The organism is Thalassovita sp., from assembly GCF_963691685.1.
Classification (GTDB): domain Bacteria; phylum Pseudomonadota; class Alphaproteobacteria; order Rhodobacterales; family Rhodobacteraceae; genus Thalassobius.
Genome location: NZ_OY829290.1, coordinates 965,865 through 985,145, shown reverse-complemented (window position 1 = coordinate 985,145; position 19,281 = coordinate 965,865). Strand labels below are relative to the sequence as shown.

General features: G+C 59.5%; 21 protein-coding genes. 9 read left to right on the top strand and 12 right to left on the bottom strand.

What is annotated here, in order from left to right; genetic code table 11:
• Nucleotides 1–2 precede the first annotated feature (2 nt).
• The 4 genes from ACORLH_RS04800 to ACORLH_RS04785 form a co-directional block, all read right to left on the bottom strand.
• On the bottom strand, nt 3–1,124 hold the full coding sequence (locus ACORLH_RS04800) for an aminotransferase (protein ID WP_321831462.1): 1,122 nt from the start codon (nt 1,122–1,124) through the stop codon (nt 3–5).
• Between the two features lie 31 nt (nt 1,125–1,155).
• Nucleotides 1,156–2,118, bottom strand: a complete 963-nt coding sequence (locus tag ACORLH_RS04795) for an ornithine cyclodeaminase family protein (RefSeq protein ID WP_321831461.1) — start codon at nt 2,116–2,118, stop codon at nt 1,156–1,158.
• 98 nt (nt 2,119–2,216) lie between these two features.
• On the bottom strand, nt 2,217–3,182 hold the full coding sequence (locus ACORLH_RS04790; protein ID WP_321832774.1) for a LysR family transcriptional regulator: 966 nt from the start codon (nt 3,180–3,182) through the stop codon (nt 2,217–2,219).
• A gap of 168 nt (nt 3,183–3,350) precedes the next feature.
• Complete coding sequence (locus ACORLH_RS04785; RefSeq protein WP_321831460.1) at nt 3,351–3,851, bottom strand: lactoylglutathione lyase family protein; 501 nt, start codon at nt 3,849–3,851, stop codon at nt 3,351–3,353.
• A 152-nt stretch (nt 3,852–4,003) separates the two neighbouring features.
• On the opposite strand from ACORLH_RS04785, the gene napE reads away from it, so the two are divergent.
• The 6 genes from napE to ACORLH_RS04755 all read left to right on the top strand — a co-directional run bounded on the left by napE (nt 4,004) and on the right by ACORLH_RS04755 (nt 8,629).
• Complete coding sequence (napE, locus tag ACORLH_RS04780; protein ID WP_321832773.1) at nt 4,004–4,171, top strand: periplasmic nitrate reductase, NapE protein; 168 nt, start codon at nt 4,004–4,006, stop codon at nt 4,169–4,171.
• 88 nt (nt 4,172–4,259) lie between these two features.
• Complete coding sequence (locus ACORLH_RS04775; RefSeq protein WP_321831459.1) at nt 4,260–4,676, top strand: ferredoxin-type protein NapF; 417 nt, start codon at nt 4,260–4,262, stop codon at nt 4,674–4,676.
• A complete protein-coding gene (locus ACORLH_RS04770; RefSeq protein WP_321831458.1) occupies nt 4,669–4,935 on the top strand; it encodes a chaperone NapD in 267 nt (88 codons plus the stop codon). Before ACORLH_RS04775 ends, ACORLH_RS04770 begins: the two co-directional genes overlap by 8 nt.
• Nucleotides 4,936–4,986: 51 nt before the next feature.
• The gene (gene napA, locus ACORLH_RS04765; protein WP_321831457.1) at nt 4,987–7,488 is read left to right on the top strand and encodes a periplasmic nitrate reductase subunit alpha; all 2,502 of its coding nucleotides are present in this window, start codon (nt 4,987–4,989) and stop codon (nt 7,486–7,488) included.
• Nucleotides 7,485–7,952 (top strand): nitrate reductase cytochrome c-type subunit, encoded by a 468-nt coding sequence (locus ACORLH_RS04760; RefSeq protein WP_321831456.1) that lies wholly within the window; start codon nt 7,485–7,487, stop codon nt 7,950–7,952. The genes napA and ACORLH_RS04760 overlap by 4 nt, the downstream gene beginning before the upstream one ends.
• Nucleotides 7,952–8,629 (top strand): NapC/NirT family cytochrome c, encoded by a 678-nt coding sequence (locus tag ACORLH_RS04755; RefSeq protein ID WP_321831455.1) that lies wholly within the window; start codon nt 7,952–7,954, stop codon nt 8,627–8,629. The genes ACORLH_RS04760 and ACORLH_RS04755 overlap by 1 nt, the downstream gene beginning before the upstream one ends.
• A 78-nt stretch (nt 8,630–8,707) precedes the next feature.
• Here the strand turns inward: ACORLH_RS04755 and ACORLH_RS04750 are convergent, their stop codons facing one another.
• The 6 genes from ACORLH_RS04750 to ACORLH_RS04725 form a co-directional block, all read right to left on the bottom strand.
• On the bottom strand, nt 8,708–9,463 hold the full coding sequence (locus ACORLH_RS04750) for an ABC transporter ATP-binding protein (protein ID WP_321831454.1): 756 nt from the start codon (nt 9,461–9,463) through the stop codon (nt 8,708–8,710).
• Entirely contained in the window at nt 9,460–10,317 is an 858-nt protein-coding gene (locus ACORLH_RS04745; RefSeq protein WP_321831452.1) for an ABC transporter ATP-binding protein, read from the bottom strand. The genes ACORLH_RS04750 and ACORLH_RS04745 overlap by 4 nt, the downstream gene beginning before the upstream one ends.
• Nucleotides 10,314–11,231: a nickel transporter permease gene (gene nikC, locus ACORLH_RS04740; RefSeq protein WP_321831451.1), complete on the bottom strand. Its 918-nt coding sequence runs from the start codon at nt 11,229–11,231 to the stop codon at nt 10,314–10,316. The genes ACORLH_RS04745 and nikC overlap by 4 nt, the downstream gene beginning before the upstream one ends.
• A complete protein-coding gene (locus tag ACORLH_RS04735; RefSeq protein WP_321831448.1) occupies nt 11,228–12,220 on the bottom strand; it encodes an ABC transporter permease in 993 nt (330 codons plus the stop codon). Before ACORLH_RS04735 ends, nikC begins: the two co-directional genes overlap by 4 nt.
• A gap of 67 nt (nt 12,221–12,287) precedes the next feature.
• Nucleotides 12,288–13,883 carry an ABC transporter substrate-binding protein gene (locus tag ACORLH_RS04730; protein ID WP_321831446.1) on the bottom strand — a complete coding sequence of 532 codons (1,596 nt, stop codon included), beginning with the start codon at nt 13,881–13,883 and terminating at the stop codon, nt 12,288–12,290.
• Nucleotides 13,884–13,934: 51 nt separating this feature from the next.
• Nucleotides 13,935–14,987 carry a dipeptidase gene (locus ACORLH_RS04725; RefSeq protein WP_321832772.1) on the bottom strand — a complete coding sequence of 351 codons (1,053 nt, stop codon included), beginning with the start codon at nt 14,985–14,987 and terminating at the stop codon, nt 13,935–13,937.
• Between the two features lie 150 nt (nt 14,988–15,137).
• Between ACORLH_RS04725 and ACORLH_RS04720 the strand changes: the two genes are divergently transcribed.
• Nucleotides 15,138–16,046: a LysR family transcriptional regulator gene (locus ACORLH_RS04720; RefSeq protein WP_321831444.1), complete on the top strand. Its 909-nt coding sequence runs from the start codon at nt 15,138–15,140 to the stop codon at nt 16,044–16,046.
• 4 nt (nt 16,047–16,050) lie between these two features.
• Here ACORLH_RS04720 and ACORLH_RS04715 read toward each other — a convergent pair whose 3' ends face one another.
• Nucleotides 16,051–16,698: a glutathione S-transferase family protein gene (locus ACORLH_RS04715; protein WP_321831443.1), complete on the bottom strand. Its 648-nt coding sequence runs from the start codon at nt 16,696–16,698 to the stop codon at nt 16,051–16,053.
• Nucleotides 16,699–16,766: 68 nt separating this feature from the next.
• Nucleotides 16,767–17,546, bottom strand: a complete 780-nt coding sequence (locus tag ACORLH_RS04710) for a transporter substrate-binding domain-containing protein (RefSeq protein ID WP_321831442.1) — start codon at nt 17,544–17,546, stop codon at nt 16,767–16,769.
• Nucleotides 17,547–17,669: 123 nt separating this feature from the next.
• Here ACORLH_RS04710 and ACORLH_RS04705 point away from each other — a divergent pair, with 123 nt between their 5' ends.
• The gene (locus ACORLH_RS04705) at nt 17,670–18,428 is read left to right on the top strand and encodes an amino acid ABC transporter ATP-binding protein (RefSeq protein WP_321831440.1); all 759 of its coding nucleotides are present in this window, start codon (nt 17,670–17,672) and stop codon (nt 18,426–18,428) included.
• Nucleotides 18,429–18,437: 9 nt separating this feature from the next.
• Nucleotides 18,438–19,175, top strand: a complete 738-nt coding sequence (locus tag ACORLH_RS04700; protein WP_321831439.1) for an amino acid ABC transporter permease — start codon at nt 18,438–18,440, stop codon at nt 19,173–19,175.
• Nucleotides 19,176–19,281 lie beyond the last annotated feature (106 nt).

The following is a 19,281-nucleotide window of genomic DNA, read 5'->3' as shown; positions in this document are numbered from 1 at the left end:
ATCTAGCTGCGGCGGTTGAGGAAGGCTGACAGGCGTTTTAGCCCTGCCGTCAGGTCGGCTTGCGGATTGGTGTAACCAATGCGCAGCCACCCCTCCATCTCCATCGCGCTGCCCGGGGTCAGCATCACGCCCTCTTCCTGCAGCAGCGTGACACAGAACTCACGCGAGGTGAGAGGCAGATCATAGCGCAGCAGCGCTGTTGTGCCGGATTGCGGCTTTATCCAGCTGATCAGCGGTTCCTGATCCACCCAATCCTCCAGGATCTGCAGGTTGTCCCGGGTGATCTGGCGCGACCGGGCGAGGATCTTATCCTTGTTCTCCAGCGCGACGGCGGCCAGAAACTCATCCACCATACCCACCGAGATTGTGTTGTAATCGCGGTGGATCATCACCTGATGCAACAGCTCTTCCGGCCCTGCAATCCAGCCCAGACGCAACCCGGCCAGTGAATAGGCCTTGGACATGCCGGCGGTGCTGATGCCCTTTTCATAAAGATCCGCCACGGAAACCGTCATGCCGTCGCCCACCTGATCGGTGCCGCGATAGACCTCATCACACAGCAGCCAGGCGCCACAGCCGCGCGCAATCTCCACAATCGCCTCAAGGCAAGCATGGTCCATCAAGGCGCCGGTGGGGTTGTTGGGGTTGTTGATCGCAATCAACTTGGTGTCCGGGCGCACCATCTGGCGCAGCTGATCCAGATCCGGCTGGAAGCCCAGCTCTGGCGTCAGATGCAACAGCTCAATCTCCGCGCCAAGACTTTCGGGAATGGAGTAGTGCTGCTGATAGGTCGGAATGACCGAAATGACATGATCGCCGCGGCTGACCAGCGTCTGATGCACCAGTGAGTTTGCCCCAATGGTGCCATGGGTGGTCAGGATGTTTTCACGTTTCTGCTGATCATACAGCGCCGCAATGGCATCGCGCAGCCGATCCGAGCCTTCGATGGCGCCATAGGTCATTTTCATATCGGCCAGCGCCTGCCACAGCGCCGCGCCCATGCCCGACAGATCCGCCAGTTCGCCCAGCGTGATCGATTCCACACAGGTTTCCGCCAGATTGAGTTCGCATTTGGTTTCGAACTCATTCATCCACATCTCAACACCGAAGGGTTTGATATCCATCTGAACTCTGCCTTTTCTTATCTGTCTTTATTCACTCGGCGCTGCGGGCCGCCTGATAGACCGCCTCGGCCATCAAGATATCCTCCAGCCCCAGACCAATGGAACGGAAAAACACCGGCCTGTCGCCGCTGGGGTTCGGACATTGACCACACTGCAGCTCCGCCAGATCACCGCGAATGGCGCCGGCGCCCCAGCCCTGTTCAGCCGCGATCACCATTTCGCCCGCTGTCATGGGTGTTGTCGCGCGGTAATCGCAGTAAACCTCCGCATCAGTAAGGAAGGCTGGCGGCACCTCATGGGCGCGGGCCACATTGGTGCTTATCGAGGTAACCAAGGTTCCGGGCTTGACGTCCGTGGTATCGATCACCGGCTGACCGGAGGAGGTGCAGAGCATCACTACATCTGCCCCCGCAATGGCAGCATCAGCACTCTGCGCAACAGTGACCCGGGGATCGAGGCCGCGCCAATGATCTGCCCGCCCTGCGCCTTGCAAGCTGGGGGAGAACACCTGCACCGCCTGCCAGTCCCGCAGCGGCAACACGTGACGCAGATGCGCCTCAGCCACTGCACCGGATCCGATAATGGCAAGGCGGCGGGCCGCAGCCCCGCCGAGGTGATCCACCGCAAGGGCCGTTGTGGCGGCGGTGCGTTCCACCGTCAGGCGCCCCGCATCACACAGCATCAATGGCTGCCCGGTTTCCGAGGACATCAACACCGTCCAGGCCGTGACGATCGCACCTTCTTCACGCGGCAAATAGGGGGACAGTTTGGCGCCAAACATCTGTGCACCATGACTGGCGCCCTGATAGGTGATGAAATCCCCCTGAAAGCCCTGCCCGCCGGGCAGCAGCGTCAGGCTTTGTGCTGGTTGCACGGCGTCCCCCTGGCCCAGTTCGGTAAACAGGCGGCGCATGGCGGCCAGCGCATCCACCTGCGGCAAAAGGGCGGCAACTGCAGCGGCATCCAGAACCAAGGGCGCGTGAGGGGTGGGCATTTGAGGTCTCCGGTCAAAGGGTTTGACCCGCAATAACCCGCAGCATCACAGCGAAACATCCAAGATATTCGCCAATTACATCGGATTTTCCGATACAATCACTCAGCAAGCGGCACCACCGCCCCACCACGTGTCAAAGGCCCCGCAATCAGCGGCTGATCCGCCACGTCCTTCAGGAACCGGCGCAGGATCAGATTGTCGTCCCCCCCTTTGCGGCTGACCAGATAGATCGGGGACAGATATTGCAACTCCTTGCCGGTGGGCAGCACCGCCAGATCCGTCAGGCTGGCGCCGTAGTAGTCCGGCAAGAACCCCACAAACCGGCCCGAGCGGATCAGGATCGCATGGGTTTCCATCTGATCCACCGTTGCGGCCGGGTAGATGTTTTCACGGTCCTCCGCACCGGACTTGGCCCGGCCCGTGCGAATAAACGGAAAGCGCCGCATCTCCCCGGCGGTGACGATCAGGGCATGGCGGCTCAGGGTGTCGAAGGTGATCGCCTCCTCCTGCGCCAGCGGATGATGGCGGGCGGCATAGAGGGAATGGCGTTCCTGAAACAGCGGCAGATAGCTGAGACCTGCGCGCTTTTCCGGGAAGGGCCCGATCACCGCATCGCGTTTGCCGTCCAGCACCAGCCCCTCCATCGCGGCGGGGGAGACCAGCGACAGATCGACATGGGTGTGCGGCGCGCGGGCCGAAAACCGGCCCAGAACGTCCGGCAGCGGCCAGGCGTGATTGGCCAGCATAGCGTCCATGATGCCGATCCGCAAAACGCCGCGCATTTCGCCGGAAATGGTGGCAGTGGCATTCTGGAACCGATCCGCCGCGGCGAAGAGATCCTCCATCGCGTCCAGCAGCTGCTGCCCTTCATCTGTCAGTGCAAATCCACCACGCCCCCGGCGGCACAGGCGAAAGCCCAACCGCGCCTCAAGGTCGGCCAGCTGTGTGGAGAGGGTGGACTGGCTGACGTTCAACGTGACCTGCGCGCCCGCGATGCCGCCTGCCTCGGCAATCGCCTGAAAACCGCGCAGCAGCTTGAGATCAATGTCATGAAGTTTGCGCATCACCAATACCGCCTGAAATCCGATGTATCAGCCCGATACATTCAGTATTCCACTATAATGTCCAGCCCGGCGGAGGGTCCCCACAGGCAAACGCCCCACATCGCGCCTGCCGCAAGGCATACGCTGCCGTATGCGACCCGTCACAAAGGCATAGCGTGAACTGCACCGTTACGCGTAGGCGCCCGCGGAATAGGTCAGCTCATACCCGTGTGAGTACAACTCAAACACGATGCCAAAGGGATCTTCGACATAGACCATCCGGTATGGTTTTTCGCCCGGGTAATAGCGCCGGATCGGCATCCGCGCCTTGCCGCCTGCGGCGATGATCCGTTCCAGCAAAGCCTCAGGATCGGGGTCTTGAATGGCGAAGTGAAACAGCCCCACCTGGCGGAAAGGCAGTTTGTCCTCAGGCAGATAGTTATCCGGAAATTCAAACAGTTCGATGCCCACACGATCCCCGGTGGCCAGATGCGCAATCCGAAAGCGGCCCCAACCGGGAACAAAAACATCATTGCACATGACCCCTATTGCGCTGTCATCCTGGGTGACCTCGGTTGGCTCCATAATGACGTAGAACCCCAAGATATCGCGGTAAAATTGCACCGCCGCATCCAGATCGGGAACGGAAAGACCAATGTGTGAAAACGTGCGCGGTACGGTCGCTGACATAATTTTCTCCCTTTTCAAATCAAACCCGAAAGCTTTGTCCCAATTGGTTGGCGTCAACGCCATGGCTCGACGCGTCTTGCTGGGCGGCCCATTAGATGCTACACCTTTGTATAGGTTCCCGCCTTTCACACTGCCGATTGAGGAGTTTTTGAATACCTCAGACGACCGAAGTTGATAGTGAAACCCTGAAGCGCCGCGAGTGGAGGATGTTTATCTTTCTCGCCGTGTTCCTCGCGCCGATCCTCGCCATTGCGATTGTCGGTGGCTACGGGTTTTCCGTCTGGTTCTTCCAGATGATCTACGGCCCCCCGACACATTGACGGTGGTAGAGGGGTATGATGCGAGGACAGCCAAATAGCCATTCCGCAGCACCTTTTGTGCGCCCCCCCCTGGGCCACGGAGGTTTCCGTGCGCCAGAACTGTATCGGCTGTGGCGACTGTATCGCCGCCTGCCCCGAACAGATCCTGAGGCCCGGCCGTGCCAAAGCCCCGATTGTGGATTTCACCGAAACCGGCTGCACCTTCTGTGGCGCCTGTGCAGAGGCCTGCAAGGAACCGGTGTTTGACCTTGGCCAGCCACCCTGGCCGCTGGTGGCTGAAATCAGCAGTGCCTGCCTGTTGACCCTCGGCATTTCCTGCCAAAGCTGCGCCGATGCCTGCGATGAGGAGGCGCTGCGCTTTGACCTGAGTGTGCGCCCGGCGGGGCGTGTCAGCGTGGCCGCATCAAACTGCACCGCCTGTGGCCATTGCGTTGGGATTTGCCCAACAGATGCCATTGCAATGGCGCCTGCCCCCACCCCGGCAGCGGAGGTGGCCCATGCCTGACACCCAGCGCCCGAAATCAGATTTCATTCATATTTCCAGCCTCTTGCTGCGGGCCGATCCGGCCAAGATGCAGCAGGTGGAGGCCCATATTGAAACCCTCCCCGGTGGCGCCGTTGCGATGACGGATCCGACGGGCAAAATCATCGTCACCCTTGAGACCGGGTGCGAAAAACAAATTGTCGAGCACATGAATACTCTCAGCCTTATCGATGGTGTTGTCAGCGCCGCCCTTGTCTACCACGAGGCCTACGCACCCTAAGCCAAGATCATCGATACCCAGACCAAGCCGCAGCTAGGAAGGTATATTCGAATGATTTCAAGACGAGACGTTATCAAGGCTCAGGCCGTTGCCGCCGCCGCTGCTGCCGCTGGGCTGCCCCTGCCCGCTGCGGCGCAAAACCTTGTCACGGATGCTTCGCTGACGGATCTGAAATGGTCTAAGGCGGCCTGCCGGTTCTGCGGCACCGGGTGTTCGATCATGGTGGCAACCAAGGCCGGGCGGGTGGTGGCCACCCATGGTGATGCGGAATCCGAGGTCAACCGCGGCCTCAACTGCATCAAAGGCTATTTCCTGTCCAAGATCATGTATGGCACCGACCGCCTGACCCAGCCGCTGATGCGGAAGACCAACGGGGTTTTCGACAAAAACGGTGATTTTGAGCCGGTCAGCTGGGACGAAGCCTTTGATACCATGGCCGAGAAATGGAAAGCCGCGCTGGCCGAAAAAGGGCCACGTGGCATCGGCATGTTTGGCTCTGGCCAATGGACGGTCTGGGAAGGCTACGCCAATGCCAAGCTGATGAAGGCCGGTTTCCGGTCCAACAACATCGATCCCAACGCGCGCCACTGTATGGCCAGTGCAGTGGTGGGTTTCATGCGGACCTTTGGCATTGATGAGCCGATGGGCTGTTATGATGACTTTGAGAACGCGGATGCCTTTGTGCTCTGGGGGTCCAACATGGCTGAGATGCATCCGATCCTTTGGACGCGCATCGCCGACCGCCGGTTTAGCCATCCGCATGTGAAGGTTGCGGTGCTGTCGACCTTCCGTCACCGCAGCTACGATCTGGCGGATATCCCGGCCACGTTCACCCCGCAGACCGATCTGGTGATCCTGAACTATATCGCCAATTACATCATCCAGAACGGGGCGGTGAACGAAGACTTCGTCGCCAAACATGTGAACTTCCGCAAAGGGGCTGAGGATATCGGCTACGGGCTGCGCGATGACGATCCGTTGCAGCAGGCGGCGGCCAATCCAAACTCGGGCGCGTCTGAGCCGATGACCTTTGAAGAGTTTGCCGAATACGTTGCCCCCTACACGCTGGAAAAGGCGGCTGAGATGTCAGGCGTGGTGGCATCAGATCTGGAAAAGATTGCCAAGCTTTATGCCGATCCCGACACCAAGGTCATGTCCCTTTGGACCATGGGGGTGAACCAGCACACCCGCGGCGTCTGGGTCAACAACATGATCTACAACCTGCATCTGCTGACCGGTAAAATCTCCACCCCCGGCAATTCGCCGTTTTCGCTGACCGGCCAGCCCTCAGCCTGTGGAACAGCGCGTGAGGTTGGCACCTTTTCGCACCGGTTGCCCGCAGACATGGTGGTGACCAACCCCGAACACCACGCCAAATCCGAAAAGATCTGGAAGCTGCCTGCCGGCACCATTCCCGATTGGAACGGCGCCCATGCGGTGGAGCAAAACCGGCAGCTGAAAGATGGCAAGATCAACTGCTACTGGGTGCAGGTGAACAACAACATGCAGGCCGCCCCCAATATGATGCAGGAGGGCCTGCCGGGCTATCGCAACCCCGACAACTTCATCGTTGTGTCTGACGCCTATCCAACCGTGACGGCCGAAGCCGCCGATCTGATCCTGCCCGCCGCAATGTGGGTGGAAAAGGAAGGCGCCTATGGCAACGCGGAACGGCGCACCCAGTTCTGGCACCAGCTGGTCGAAGCCCCCGGTGAGGCGCGATCGGATCTGTGGCAGGTGATGGAGTTCTCCAAACGCTTCACCACAGATGAGGTCTGGCCCGCGGAGCTGCTGGACAGCGCCCCGGAATACAAAGGCAAAACCCTCTTTGACGTGCTGTTTGCCAACGGACAGGTCGATGCCTTCCCGCTTTCAGAAACCTCAGATGACTACGCCAATGCCGAGTCTGAGGACTTTGGCTTCTACGTGCAAAAAGGCCTGTTTGAGGAATACGCCCAGTTTGGCCGGGGCAAGGCGCATGATCTGGCGCCCTTTGACACCTATCATGAGGTGCGCGGGCTGCGCTGGCCTGTGGTGGACGGCAAGGAAACCAGATGGCGGTTCAAAGAAGGCTCTGACCCCTATGTGACCGCAGGGGCGGATTATGAGTTCTACGGCCACCCGGACGGCAAGGCGCGGATCTTTGCCCTGCCCTATGAGCCCCCGGCCGAAGCGCCGGATGATGAATATCCCTTCTGGCTGGCCACGGGCCGGGTGCTAGAACATTGGCACTCAGGCTCCATGACGCAGCGCGTGCCGGAATTGCACAAGGCGGTGCCGGATGCGCTGGTCTACATGCACCCAGATGATGCCAAGGCCCTTGGGGTGAGGCGCGGCACTGAGGTCAAGCTTTCCTCACGCCGGGGTTATATCCTCAGCCGGATCGAAACGCGCGGCCGTAACAAACCGCCGAAGGGGCTGGTGTTTGTGCCATGGTTTGATGCCCGTCAGCTGATCAACAAGGTGACGCTGGACGCCACCGATCCGCTGTCGAAACAGACCGATTTTAAGAAATGTGCGGTCAAAATTGAGCCGATGGGGGTCTGCTCATGAAACGTATCCTCATCCCCGCCCTGTTCACCTGCCTGCTGGTCACCACAGCGGTTGCGCAGCAACATGTCGCCACCCTGCGCGGCGGCACCCCGCTGGACACTGAGGCCAGCCCACCATCGATTGGCAAGGTGGTGAACAATGATCTGCGGCAGTCCCGCAACTATCCCGAACAGCCGCCACTGATCCCGCATACGATTGATGGCTATCAGATCGACACCAATGCCAACAAATGCCTGCAGTGTCACAGCCGTGCCGCTACTGAATTCAGCCAGGCACCGATGGTCTCAATCACCCATTTCATGAACCGCGAGAACCAGTTCCTCGCCTCAGTCACGCCGCGCCGCTACTTCTGCACGCAATGTCACGTGACCCAGAAAGAGGTGCGCGAACTGGTGGGCAACAGTTTTATCGATGTCGACTCGGTGCTGGACATTGCCCGGCAATCCAATCGGGGGTCTGACTGATGTTTGGCCGTTTGATCGCTGCACTGAAAGTCATGTGGGGTACCTTTTCCAGCCCCAGCCTTCACATCAGCCTGGGCGCGCTGACGCTGGGCGGCTTCTTCATGGGGGTGATGTTCTGGGGCGGGTTCAACACCGCCATGGAGGCCACCAACACCGAAGCCTTCTGCACCGGTTGCCATGAAATGCGCACCAACGTCTATGAGGAGCTGAAAACCACCATCCACTTCACCAACCGCTCTGGCGTGCGGGCCAAATGTTCCGACTGTCATGTGCCGCATGGCTGGACCTCAAAGATTGCCCGCAAGATGCAGGCCAGCAAGGAGGTCTGGGGCAAGATCTTTGGCACGATCAACACCCGTGAGAAGTTTCTGGCCAAACGGCTGGAGCTGGCCCAACACGAATGGGCCAGGTTGGAGGCCAACGACTCACTTGAGTGCCGCAACTGCCATTCCGCCGAGTCGATGGATATCACCCGCCAAAGCACCCGCGCCGCAGAAGCGCATGAGCGGTTCCTCTTCACCGGGGAAAAGACCTGTATCAACTGCCACAAAGGCATCGCCCATGAGCTGCCGGATATGAGCGGTGTGGAACAGGAAACCGCACTGCTGTTTGAAAAAACCGCCACTCCCATCGAGATCGCAAACTACCTCAGCACCCAGTCTGTTGCGCTGGAGTAGCGCGCGCTCTCACCCACAAAACCGCAAAGGGCCGCAGCGTAGCAGCTGCGGCCCTTGGCATTTCGTTAGACTGCGCACTCAGGCGACGCGGTTGACCGAGGCCTGGAGCAGCTGACTGGTGTAATCATGCGCAGTCTTGCCGGCGCGCATGTCTTCGATGCTGATGATCTCCACAATCTCACCGTTGCGCATCACGGCAGTCTGGTCACACATATGCGACACCACCGCCAAATCGTGAGACACCATCACAAAGGTCAGCCCATGTTCGGCGCGCAGGTCACTCAGCAGGTTCAGGATTTCCGCCTGCACCGACACATCCAGTGCCGAGGTCGGTTCATCCAGCAAAAGGATCTGCGGCTCAGACGCCAAAGCCCGGGCAATCGCCACCCGCTGACGTTGGCCCCCCGACAGCTGGTGCGGATAGCGGAACCGGAACTCCGGACCCAACCCAACATCCTTCAGCAGCGCCTCAATACGGTCATTGATGTCGCTGAAGCCATGCAGTTTCAGCGTTTCTGACAGCACATGATCCACCGATTGCCGCGGATGCAGCGAGGCATAGGGATCCTGAAACACCATCTGCACCGTCTTGTAGAAACTGCGATCCCGTTTCAGGCCTAGCTGCTGCCCGGCGACGGTCATCTCGCCCTCCCACTGGGGGGCGAGACCGGTCAGGGCTTTCAGGATCGTCGACTTGCCCGATCCGCTCTCGCCGACCAGGCCAAAGCTGCTGCCTTTCTCAACCGTGAAGCTGGCCGATTTCACCGCCTGAAACAGGTCATGATGATCGCCGAAGTAGACGTTAAGATCTTTGATCTCCAACGCATTGCTCATGATGTGCTCTCCACGCTGGGGGCGTCACGCCAGGCCGGATCGCGGTTCAGAACCTCCAGCCGGGGGCGCGGTGCGTCAAATTTCGGCAAAGAGCCAAGCAGCCCCTGGGTATAGGGGTGTTTGGCCTCATGCAGCTTGTCCGCCTGGCAGACCTCAACCACACGGCCGGCATACATGATCAGCACCCGGTCACAGAACTGCGACACAAGGTTCAGGTCGTGACTGATGAAGATCAGCCCCATGCCACGCTCTTTGACCAGCCGGTCCATGATCGACAGCACCTGCCCCTGCACCGACACATCAAGAGCCGATGTCGGTTCATCCGCGATCAGGATTTCCGGGTTCGGGATCAGCATCATGGCGATCATGATGCGCTGCCCCATGCCACCGGACATCTCATGCGGATAGGCCTTCATTACCCGTTCAGGTTCGCGGATCGAAACCGCCTCCAGCATCTCCAGCGCTTTGGCGCGGGCCTCGGCCTTGCTGGCCTTATTGTGCAGCCGGTAGGCCTCGACAATCTGATCGCCCACAGTCAGCACCGGGTTCAGCGAAAACTTGGGGTCCTGCATCACCATTGAGATCTGCTTGCCCCGCACACCGCGCATCTGCTTTTCGCTCAGATCCAACAGGTTCTGCCCCTGCAGCGCGATATGATCAGCCTCGATCATGCCGGGTTTGCGGATCAGTTGCAGGATGGCCCGGCCGGTCATGGATTTGCCCGAGCCGCTTTCGCCAACGATCCCCAGCCGTTCCTTACCAAGTGAGAAGCTGACGCCGCGCACCGCATCAAAGATACCGTTGCGGGTGGGGAATTTGACCCAGAGGTTTTTAACATCAAGTAGCGTGGTCATGAGCTGCTATCCTTCGGGTCCAGCACGTCGCGCAGACCGTCACCCAACAGGTTGAACGCCAGCGACACGGTGAAAATGGCAAGGCCGGGCATGGTGGCGACCCACCAGTGATCCAGCAGGAACCGGCGCCCCTCAGAAATCATGGCGCCCCATTCCGGGCTGGGCGGTTGCGCACCAAGCCCCAGGAAACCAAGGCCGGCAGCGGCCAGAATGATCCCGGCCATATCCAGCGTGACCCGCACGATCAGGGAAGAAATGCAGAGCGGCCAGATATGTTTGGTGATGATCCGCAACGGACCAGCCCCCTGCAGACGGATCGCGCTGATATAGTCAGATCCGCGAATTGTCAGAGTTTCAGCGCGTGCCATCCGGGCATAGGGCGGCCAGGCGGTGAGGCTGATCGCCAGAACGGCGTTTTCAATCCCTGCCCCCAACGCGGCCACAAAGGCCAGCGCCAGAACCAGCCGGGGAAAGGCCAGGAAGATATCGGTGATGCGCATCATCACCAGATCCACCCACCCGCCGGCATAGCCCGAGATGGTGCCGACCAGCAGCCCGACGATGGGCGCAATCAGCGCCACCAGCGCCACGATGTAAAGCGTGATCCGCGCGCCGTAGATCAACCGGCTGAGGATATCACGGCCCAGACTGTCAGTGCCCAGAACATGGCCTTCGGTGCCAAGCGGCTGCAGGCGGTTGCCCAGATCCTGCACAAAGGGATCATGCGGCGCGATCCAAGGGGCCAAGGCGGCCACAGTGATCAGCGCAATGATGATCGCCAGACCAGCCATCGCCATATGGTTTGACTTCAGCGACAGCCAGCCCTTGTAGATGGCGGCCCAGCGGGCCTGCCGGCGTGACGTCGGGGTCTCAGACGTCAGCCAGGCGTGCAAAGAGGATGCTTGACTGCTCATTTGGACCTCGGATCGAAGAATTTATAAAGAAGGTCGGAGAAGACGTTCAGACAGATGAACACCAGCCCCACCACAACAGTACCGCCCAACACTGCGTTCATATCCGCAGACAGCAGCGCCGTGGTGATATAGCTGCCGATGCCCGGCCAGCTGAAGATGATCTCGGTCAGGACCGACCCTTCCAGCAGGTTGGCATAGGACAGCGCAATCACGGTAATCAGCTGCACCCGGATGTTCTTGAACGCATGGCCCCAGATCACCGCCCATTCGCTCATGCCTTTGACGCGCGCGGTGGTGACATATTCGGCCGAAAGCTGTTCCAGCATGAACGACCGCGTCATCCGGCTGATATAGGCAAGGCTGTAGTAGCCCAGCAACGAAGCCGGCAGGATGATATGGGAAAACGCATCCCAGAAGGCGCCCCAATCCCCGGCCAGTGCCGAGTCAATCAGGATCATACCGGTCACAGAGGGGATCATATCCTCATAGAAAATCCCCTGACGGCCCGGTCCGCCGACCCAGCCGAGGATGCCGTAAAACAATAGCAGCCCCATCAGGCCCAGCCAGAAGATCGGCATGGAATACCCCACCAGCGCCACAACTCGGGCGATCTGATCGATCCAGGAGCCACGGCGCACGGCGGCAATCACACCCAGCGGCACGCCAAGGATACAGCCCAGTAAGATGCCGATGGTGGCCAGTTCAAAGGTTGCGGGGAACACACGGGCAATGTCATCGGCAACCGGGCGGGCCGTCAGCAAGGACTGGCCAAAATCGCCGCGCAGCACATCCGAGACATAGTAGAAAAACTGTACAATGAGGGGCTTATCCAGCCCAAGGTCTTTGAAGACCGCATCATATTGTTCCTGGCTTGCGCGTTCACCGACAACAGCCAGAACGGGGTCAATGGGCATCACGCGACCGATCAGAAAGGTGACCAGCAGCAGACCCAACATGGTGATGGAGATGGAAAAGAGGGTGATAACCAACCCTCGGACCCATGGAGGAAGAGGCAGCCGTGGCTGCCTCTTCACGAAGGTACGTTGCGCCCGCATCTTACTTGGTCACGGTCCAGTAAGACACTGCGGTGATGGCGCCGCCAAGGTTCAGACCTTCGATGTTGTCTGCAACACCGGCCTGCTCAACCTTCTGGAACATCACAGCAAAGGGCGAGGTATCGCGGAACTGTGCCTGAATGCCCTGATACATCTCGGCACGTTTGGAGCGGTCACCCTCAACAACCGCTGCGGCGGTTTTTTCGGTCAGACCACCGGTGTCCCAGCTGTTGCGCCAGGCCAGAAGGCCAGTGGCGTTAGCCGCATCCGAGTTGTCGGGGTTATAGGCAAAGGTGCCTGCGTTGGTGTGGGGATCGGGATAGTCCGGGCCCCAGGCCCCCAGGTAGATGTCCAGTTCACGGGCGCGGTATTTGCCCAGGATCTGTTTGCCGGTGCCCACTTCAAGGTTCACGGTGATGCCCGCCTGACCGAAGGTGTTCTGCAGCGACTGCGCGATTTCCAGACGTTCCTGCGCTTCACGCACACCGATGGTCAGCTCCATGCCGTCCACGCCAGCTTCGGCCAGCAGGGCCTTGGCTTTGTCGAGGTTCAGCGAGAACGGGTTCTCATCCACCGCACCCAGATAGGTTTTCGGCAGGAAGTTCTGGTGGGTGACATACGCGCCTTTGAGGAAGCTGTTCTGCATGCCCTCATAGTCGATCAGGTATTTCAGCGCCTGACGGACACCAGGCTTGGACAGCTCAGGATGTTTCTGGCTGGCGGCGATATACATCAGACGGCCGCGCATCTCTTCCAGGATCTCTACACCTTCTGCCGCGCGCACGCCTTCAACGTCCGACGGGTTCAGGTCACGGGCCACGTCAATGTCACCGCGTTCCAGCATCAGACGCTGGGTGGCGGATTCCTGTACGTGACGCACGATCACGCGCTTCATCGCCGGCGCGCCACCGTAGTAGTCGGCGTTGGCGTTCAGCGTGACGCTTTCCTTCGGCTTCCAGCTGGCCAGGCTGTACGGGCCCGAGCCTGCCGAGTTGGTGGCCAGCCAGGTGTTGCCCATGTCGCCGTCAACTTCGTTGGCCATCACCAGCTCTTTGTCGACAACGCCGCCGATGGTTGCGGTCAGGCAGTTCAGAACAAAGGAGGTGGCGTAACGCTTGTCGGTGGTGATCGACACGGTGTTGCCGTCAACCACAATGGTTTCATCCACGTTTTCCGGGGTGAAGCCGAACTGGGTGATGATGAACGACGGGGTTTTGTTCAGCAGAACCACACGCTTCAGCGAGAAGGCCACGTCTTCGGCGCGCACCGGGTTGCCTGAGTGGAACTTCACACCTTCGCGCATGGTGAAGGTGATGGTTTTGCCGTCTTCGGACACGGTCCAGCTTTCGGCCAGGTCGGGCTGGTAGCCGGCATCCAGGTTGTTCGGGTCAAAGTTGACCAGCTTGCCATAGACGTTGCGCAGCACGTCAGAGCCCGCAAATTCAAAGCTCTGCGCCGGGTCCAGCGTGGTGATGTCATCGATACGGTTGGCGATCACCAGCATATTGGCCGGGGTTTCTGCGATCGCAGGCAGGGCGGTCACACCCACCGCGACACCCATTGCCGCAGTCGCCATCAGTTTTCTGAAATAAGACATTTCTATCCGTTCTCCTGTTGGTTTTATCTGGGATTTTTCTTGCATGCCGGGTTAGTGGCCCCAGCTTGCCTCCAGCACTCGGACCCAGTTCCGGTGGCAGAGTTTTTCTAAAAGCGCCGCGTCATAGCCATGATCCATCATGGCCTTGCGCAGGGCGGGCAGCCCGCTGACATCGCCGATTTCGGCGGGAACCATTGCCCCATCGAAATCAGAGCCAAAGCCGACGCGGTCTTCACCCAACCGCGCGATCAGGTGATCGAGGTGGCGCAGCATGGTATCGAGCGGCGTGTCCGCATCCATCCGCCCATCCTCCCGCAGGAAGGCGGTGGCGAAGTTCAGACCCACCATGCCGTCGGTTTCGGCAATGGCATCCAGTTGTTTGTCGGTCAGGTTGCGGGCCGAGGCAGACAGCGCATGGGCGTTGGAATGGGTGGCGACCAGCGGTTTGGTGCTGTGGCGCGCCACATCCCAGAATCCGGCCTCATTCAGGTGTGACAGGTCGATCATCACACCCATTTCGTCACAACGGCGCACCAGCCGGATGCCGTGATCGGTCAGACCGGGGCCGATATCGCCATCCGATGGGAAACGAAACGGCACGCCGTGCCCATAGATGGTGGGGCGGCTCCAGACCGGACCAAGCGAGCGCAGGCCCGCGGCATAGAGCACTTCCAGTGTTTCAAAATCGGGGTCGATTGCCTCGGCCCCTTCCATATGGGCGATGGCGGCCACTTTGCCCTGGGCCATAATCGCGGGGATTTCACGTGCGGTGCGGGCGATTTTCAGACCGCCCTGTTCCTCCAGACGCAGGAGGACGGCAAACTGTGACATCGCCACGGTCATCGCATCTTCCCAGTTGATGGCATCTGGCAGCGGCAGATCATAGGGGGGCTCGCGCATTTCCAGATCGTCGACATCGGCATTGCTGGCCGAGGGCACATAGATCGCAAAGAAGCCGCCACCAAAACCACCGGCCTTTGCCTTTGGCAGATCCAAATGCCCCGGTCCGCCCTCCATGTAATCAGACAGGGCAGACAGGCCGCCGGCGCGCTGGACCTTTAGCAAGAGGTCGTTGTGGCCATCAAAGATCAGCGGCTGTTTCAGGTCGAAGGCAGGGGAACGATCAGGCAAGGGTTGTAAATCTTTTGGTTGGGTCTTGGTCGCCGCGATGATACCCAAGGTAATGTAATAGGCAATCGGGCCAGCTATAACTTTTAGTTATAGATCAATCAGGAAAGCTGCGAGACCTCAACAATGGCGCGTAAAAACTGGCACAGCCTGCCCGAATACCAAGCATTTCGTGCATTGATGGAGACCGGCACAGCCTCGGCTGCGGCGGCCCATTTGAGCCTGTCGCAACCCGCTGTCAGCCGCTCCATTGCCAACCTCGAGGCACGCACAGGTTACATTCTGTTTGAGAGAGATGGCGGCCGTCTGCGGCCCACCGCCGAAGCCCTGCAGCTGAACCGGCGGCTGGATCCGCTGTTTGATGCGCTGGCCCGGATCGATGGGCCGATCGAACCGGTTAGGGAAACCCTGACGCTGATTGCGCCGCCCAGCTACACCCATCGCTATCTCGTTGATATCTGTGCCAGTTTCATGCGCGCCAAGCCGGATTACAATCTGCGCATCTTGGTCGCGACCAATGACGACATGCCGCGCTATGTGCTGGAACACAGCTGTGATCTGGCGCTGGTTGGTGTGGACATGACCCGTTCGGGCCTGAAGACCATTCCGTTCCGCCGCTCGCCCGCCGTCTGCGCGCTGCCGTCCGATCATCCGCTGGCTGCGAAGGAGCAGATTGAGCCAACGGATCTGCGCGATGAAAACCTGATCTCGCTGACGCAGAACAACATCACCCGTGGGGCTTTTGACCGCATCATGGCGCAGGCCGGGGTGTACAAACCGCCCGTGATTGAGGCGGACACCTGGCAGTTTGCCGCAGATATGGTGAAGGCGGGCGCCGGGGTGTCTATTCTGAACCCGTTTCCCTCAGCGCTCTATCCTGATGACAGGATCGTCTACCGCAGGTTCAACGCGCCGATCCATTTCACCACCACGTTCTTTTCCAGTGAGGACCGGCCGCTGTCCCATGTCGGCCGGGCCTTTTTGCGTCACGTGCGCCTGACCACCCCGCAGGATGGATTTTCCGAGGCGCTATAGCACCTTAGGGCGCATGGGCCTTGGTCATGTAGCCGTCCATTGCCGGTTTGTAAGCCGCCAGTTCTTCAGCCACAGCGGCAAAGCCATGCAGGCGTTCCTCATAAGCACGCACCCGGTCTGGCCATGTCACCTGCAGGCCGCAATCCGCCTCAAAGGCGTGGATCCAGGCAAAGGTCACCGCAAAGCCGCAGTCACACAGATAAAGCTCAGAGGTGTCCAGCGGGCTGTGTTCCAACAGCAGATCCAATGAGGAGAGGTGCTGGCTCATCGCCTCCCCAAGCGCTTTCACGCGATCCGCATCACGGCCCGCATAGGCCACCTGCGGGAAAAACGCCCGCACCGAGGGTTCCAGCCGGGTGTCATGGAAGCGACTTTTCTCGCGGGCTTTCGCGCGCAGCTGCAGGTTCACCGGCAGCATTGGCACATCCACGAAGGCTTCATTCAGATATTCGGCAATCGCCTCGGAATCTGCCAGTTGGAACCCATCATGCAGCATTGCAGGCAGGTTGCCGGAAGGGACGATGGATTTATAGGCGTCGGACCCGTAGCCGCCGGGGGGCGCCAGTTCTTCGAAATCGATGGCCTTGTGGCGCAACAGGATGCGCAGTTTGGCACAGTAGAGCGATACGGGGTCAGAATAGATCTGCAACATGGGATGTCTTTCACCAAAGGAAAAGGCAGGCCCGACGCGCGGCCCTGCCCTTTGAAAAAGTAGAGTAGTTACTCAGCCAGCAGCTGCCACTTCTTGCCCAACTCATCAAAGAAGCCGCGCTCCTGTTTCAGCGCGATCCAGGTGTTGACGTAGTTGATCCAGACCTGATCGTCCTGGGGCAGCAGCATCGCAATCGGCGTCGGCGAGCGGCCGGCGCTGACGGGTACGATCATCAGCTGATCGTATTTGGCCACCAGTTTGTTTGCTTCGACGTTTGAGGTGATGTTGGCATCGGCACGGCCGGCCAGCACCTCTTGGAAGTCGCGCGCGGGCGCTTCAACGATGCGGTGGGTGGCATCGGGGAAATACTGTTTCACCTGTGCCTCCTGGGTGGTGCCCAGCGTTGCGGCGACCGACACATCAGCGGTGTTCAGATCTTCCCAGTCGTTGAAACGACCTTCGTTTTTCTTCAGCGTCAGCGGCACCGTGGCCAGCGAGAAGTAGCTGTTCGAATAGCCGGCGGTTTTGGCCCGCGACGGCGAAACCGACGCCGACCCGGTGATGTGGTACTGGCCCGAGGTCACGCCTGCGACCAAGGTTTTCCAATCGGTCGGCACAAATTCCACCTCAACCCCCAGATCGGCGGCCAGTTCGGTCATCACATCAATGTCATACCCCTCATAAGAGTTTGTGGCGACATTGCGCATTGTCATAGGGTTCCAGTCGCCTGTTGTGCCCACTTTCAGCACGCCAGAGCTCAGAATATCACTCAACGCGGATCCAGCAGTCGCCTGCACCGCGGAGAAAGCCAATACCGCAGTGGCGGCAGCAATTTTGAAGAACTTCATGTCATTCCCTTTTCAACCTGTTGATCATAGCTAGGTTGCCAGAATGACATGGAAAGTGCGACGGGTAAGCTTCTGTGAAAAAATCACAAACCCGTGCGGTGACAGAGAAGAAGACGAACAGATATGACGGATGCACGCAGTGCCCCCCCAGCCGTGATCTCGATGCGAAACGTGTCGAAACACTTCGATGATTTTCAGGCGTTGAAAGATGTCTCACTGGATGTGGCGCAGGGGGAGCGGGTTGTGGTCTGCGGGCCCTCGGGGTCCGGCAAATCCACCCTGATCCGCTGCATCAACCGGCTGGAAAGCCATGAGGCCGGTGAAATCATCGTAGATGGCGTGACGCTGAGTGATAGCAAAGACAGCCTGGAAAAGATCCGCGGCAGCGTTGGCATGGTGTTTCAGCAGTTCAATCTGTTCCCGCATCTGACGGTGTTGGAAAACCTGACCCTTGGCCCGCGCCGCGTGCTGGGGCTGAGCGAAGAAGACGCCAAAGCCCGCGCGATGACCTATCTGGAACGGGTGCAGATCCCCGATCAGGCCGCAAAGTTTCCCCGCCATTTGTCCGGCGGGCAGCAACAACGGGTTGCGATCGCACGCTCGCTCTGCATGGAGCCACGCATTCTGCTGTTTGATGAGCCGACCTCAGCCCTGGACCCTGAAATGATCGCCGAGGTGCTGGAGGTCATGGTGGAACTGGCACAAAGCGGCATGACGATGATTGTGGTGACCCATGAGATGGGCTTTGCCCGCCGTGTGGCCGATAAAATGGTCTTCATGGACAAGGGCGAGATTGTGGAGATCGGCACGCCGGACCAGTTCTTCACCGCGCCCAAGTCGCAGCGCTGTGCCACCTTCCTTGAACAGATCCTGAACCACTGAGGCGCCCTGATGAAACGTTTTCTTATCCTCGCGCCCCTGTTGATGCTGTTGTCTGGATGTTCCGACAACTGGGGCTGGTATGTCGTGGATCCCACCACGCCAAACGGCCTCACCAACCTGAAATTCCTGATGAGTGGGGCCTATAACACCATCATCATGTCGCTGACGGCGATCCTGATTTCGATCACACTTGGCCTGCTGGTGGCCCTGCCCGGCCTGTCCAGCAAACGCGGCTGGCGTGCCTTTAACCGCACCTATGTGGAGATTGTGCGCGCAGTGCCCATTCTGGTGCTGATCCTCTGGGTTTACTACGGTCTGCCGCAGCTGAGCGGCATCACCCTGAATGTGTTCTGGGCGGGTGTTTTGGCGCTGGCCATGTCTGACAGCGCCTTTCAGGCTGAGATTTTTCGCGCCGGTATTCAGTCGATCGGCAAAGGCCAATATGAGGCGGCGCAGTCCATTTCCCTCAGCTACCGCGACACGATGCGCTATGTGATCCTGCCACAGGCGATCCGCCGCATTCTGCCGGCTTTGGGCAACCAGCTGGTCTATATGCTGAAAATGTCCTCGCTCGTCTCCGTCATCGGGATGCAGGAATTGACCCGGAAAGCCAATGAGCTGGTGGTCTCGGAATACCGACCGCTGGAGATCTACACCATTCTGGTGCTGGAATATCTGGTGCTGATCCTGATCGTTTCGGCCGGTGTGCGCTGGTTGGAACGCCGCATGAGTGCTGCTGAGGCCTAGGCCGCATGTGCTGCCCAATCATGGGCGGCTGACAAAAACGCATTAGGTTGGACCGGTAGGGCCGGCCTGATGCTTTGCATTTCCTTATGTCGTCTGCCCCAGACCA

Excerpts from the sequence above, each read along its gene's own strand:
- ACORLH_RS04800 (WP_321831462.1), bottom strand. The coding sequence starts at position 1,124 with ATGGATATCAAACCCTTCGGTGTTGAGATGTGGATGAATGAGTTCGAA.
- ACORLH_RS04795 (WP_321831461.1), bottom strand. The coding sequence starts at position 2,118 with ATGCCCACCCCTCACGCGCCCTTGGTTCTGGATGCCGCTGCAGTTGCC.
- ACORLH_RS04790 (WP_321832774.1), bottom strand. The coding sequence starts at position 3,182 with ATGCGCAAACTTCATGACATTGATCTCAAGCTGCTGCGCGGTTTTCAG.
- ACORLH_RS04785 (WP_321831460.1), bottom strand. The coding sequence starts at position 3,851 with ATGTCAGCGACCGTACCGCGCACGTTTTCACACATTGGTCTTTCCGTT.
- ACORLH_RS04770 (WP_321831458.1), top strand. The coding sequence starts at position 4,669 with ATGCCTGACACCCAGCGCCCGAAATCAGATTTCATTCATATTTCCAGC.
- napA (WP_321831457.1), top strand. The coding sequence starts at position 4,987 with ATGATTTCAAGACGAGACGTTATCAAGGCTCAGGCCGTTGCCGCCGCC.
- ACORLH_RS04760 (WP_321831456.1), top strand. The coding sequence starts at position 7,485 with ATGAAACGTATCCTCATCCCCGCCCTGTTCACCTGCCTGCTGGTCACC.
- ACORLH_RS04755 (WP_321831455.1), top strand. The coding sequence starts at position 7,952 with ATGTTTGGCCGTTTGATCGCTGCACTGAAAGTCATGTGGGGTACCTTT.
- ACORLH_RS04750 (WP_321831454.1), bottom strand. The coding sequence starts at position 9,463 with ATGAGCAATGCGTTGGAGATCAAAGATCTTAACGTCTACTTCGGCGAT.
- ACORLH_RS04745 (WP_321831452.1), bottom strand. The coding sequence starts at position 10,317 with ATGACCACGCTACTTGATGTTAAAAACCTCTGGGTCAAATTCCCCACC.
- nikC (WP_321831451.1), bottom strand. The coding sequence starts at position 11,231 with ATGAGCAGTCAAGCATCCTCTTTGCACGCCTGGCTGACGTCTGAGACC.
- ACORLH_RS04730 (WP_321831446.1), bottom strand. The coding sequence starts at position 13,883 with ATGTCTTATTTCAGAAAACTGATGGCGACTGCGGCAATGGGTGTCGCG.
- ACORLH_RS04720 (WP_321831444.1), top strand. The coding sequence starts at position 15,138 with ATGGCGCGTAAAAACTGGCACAGCCTGCCCGAATACCAAGCATTTCGT.
- ACORLH_RS04715 (WP_321831443.1), bottom strand. The coding sequence starts at position 16,698 with ATGTTGCAGATCTATTCTGACCCCGTATCGCTCTACTGTGCCAAACTG.
- ACORLH_RS04710 (WP_321831442.1), bottom strand. The coding sequence starts at position 17,546 with ATGAAGTTCTTCAAAATTGCTGCCGCCACTGCGGTATTGGCTTTCTCC.
- ACORLH_RS04705 (WP_321831440.1), top strand. The coding sequence starts at position 17,670 with ATGACGGATGCACGCAGTGCCCCCCCAGCCGTGATCTCGATGCGAAAC.
- ACORLH_RS04700 (WP_321831439.1), top strand. The coding sequence starts at position 18,438 with ATGAAACGTTTTCTTATCCTCGCGCCCCTGTTGATGCTGTTGTCTGGA.